Annotated in this window: 1 protein-coding gene and 1 pseudogene; both read right to left on the bottom strand. The window is 64.0% G+C overall.

The window, feature by feature from the left end; all coding sequences use genetic code 11:
• A pseudogene (locus AB0I21_RS57440) lies at nt 1-199 on the bottom strand (DDE-type integrase/transposase/recombinase); the annotation flags it as partial.
• Between the two features lie 712 nt (nt 200-911).
• The coding region (locus AB0I21_RS57435) for a polymorphic toxin-type HINT domain-containing protein (protein ID WP_360574520.1) at nt 912-1,895 on the bottom strand (984 nt) is incomplete at its 5' end.

Genomic DNA, 1,895 nt, shown 5'->3' with positions numbered 1-1,895 from the left:
CGTCGAGGACCGCGGGGTAGACCGCGGCGGCATCGGTGACCACCTCAGCAGGCTTGACCTTCAGCGTGGACAGCGCACGGCGGAAGAACCTCCGGGCCGCGTCAGCGTCTCGGCGCGCCGAGACCAGCACGTCGATGACCTGCCCGTACTGATCGACCGCCCGATACGCGTGCCCGGTTGGCGGGCCCGCGCCCCGTACAGACGCTGCAGCGCCGCCCGGTAAACGGCCGTACCCTGCCATTTCACCTGCGCGAACGCCCCGGATCCCCGAACGTCGACGCCACCGTCCGCGCCGGCGCCGGTGGCTCGCGCATCGGGATGCCCGAGCCACCGCAGCCATGCCACCGCATTCTGTTCGGCCGTCTGCCAGTCGGCGACCTCCCGCGCGGCAGGCGCCCTGTCGGGCCGTTCGTCCCGCATGGTCCTCCTCGCCCGGTCCGCCACGTCCGGGCTGCCCGAGGACCTAAATCTATCCATTGACGAATCTATCCATTGACGCGTCGATCGAACAGCTCCCCCAGCCGATGCGACATCCCGTCGGAGAACCTCATTCAAGGACGTAGCCCTCCAAGTCTGGCTCCACCCACGCGGCATAGGCGAGGACTGGCTTCCAGGCAAGGCGACCGGACTTGTCGTCCGCCATGTCGGTCCTTACATGCAGGCCGTAATGAACGCGATATGAGAGCCCTTCGATGATCAAAGCTCCGCACTCCGTGCTACCGGCGATCTGTCGGTAACCTGGTTCTTCAATGACGTCCCAGCCAGCTTTTTGTGTCATATGTACCCACACCTGGTAAGCGCGTTCACTTCCGCCAAAATCCGGAAAGATACCACCAACCCTCGCTATAATCTCGACCGGATCCGGCCGGCGAGGCCCAGTCATTGCCAGTCCTCCTGCGCCAACTCAAGCGTTACCACGTCTGCCACCAGTTCATTACCCCGCCCTCTTCCCACATGTACACGAACCTTGCGCCGGTATCTTCGGCTGCCCTGGTCATAGCACCCCTGCAGCTTGAGCATGGCGACCGAGTCCCTGTAATCACTACATAACCACCGTCGGGAACCGGCCGTTCCATGAAGAACTCGTCGTTCCAGACCACATTCTGGCCGTAGCTAGGGACGCCGCCCGACATCCGAGCAACCCTATTCTCGGTGTGACTCAGGGTCTCCCCACCGCGTCCCATCGCCGCCTCGGCAGGAGTCTGCTGCCCGCTTCGGATGGGGTATGAGTCTACACGGACACCTTGGGCGTCATGAACCTCGACCTGAGCGTAGTGGGTCGTGGATGTGCCCGGGCAGGCATTGAGAGCATCGAGGTCAACATTGTGGACGAGCACCGGCACACCGTCAACAACCACGTAGTACGTGTGGATGCCGGCGACGGTGAGGTCCCGCATTTCGTGGACACCGACGTAGTTGCGTACCTCGGTGACAGTGATGAGGTCGCCGTCGGTGGTTCGCAGTTCATGTTCCGTTTGGAGGTCCTGGGCATACACCCACTCGTCTGCGGTCTCGTCCCAGAACGGGTGATGCCACGTGGTGTGCAGAACCCCGGTAGATCCACCCGAAGTGATCGTGAGGTCGGTGAGATCAGTGTCGATGTTGACGTGGAGGGCCTCTACCGGCTTGGCATCGGTGATGCCGGACTCGGGATTGGTGGCAACGACCTCATCGCCAAGCTCAACATCCTTGATGGCCTTGATCGATCCATCTGCGAGCAACACCTGGGTAGACGGGTCGAAGCTGTGCTTCTTCGTCGGGCAGGCGCAGCTGCAGCCAGACCCGCTGCCGCCCGCGCTGCCGTCCCCACGGCCATTCGACGCGCGCGACCCGCCGCCGCTGCCGCCTCGGGAGCCTCCGCCGCTGCCGGCTCGAGGTCCGCTGCCGCCGCTGCC

It is taken from the genome of Dactylosporangium sp. NPDC050588, from assembly GCF_040654975.1.
Lineage (GTDB): Bacteria > Actinomycetota > Actinomycetes > Mycobacteriales > Micromonosporaceae > Dactylosporangium > Dactylosporangium maewongense.
Note: the sequence above shows the minus strand (reverse complement) of the source record. Positions and strands in the feature narration are given on the sequence as shown.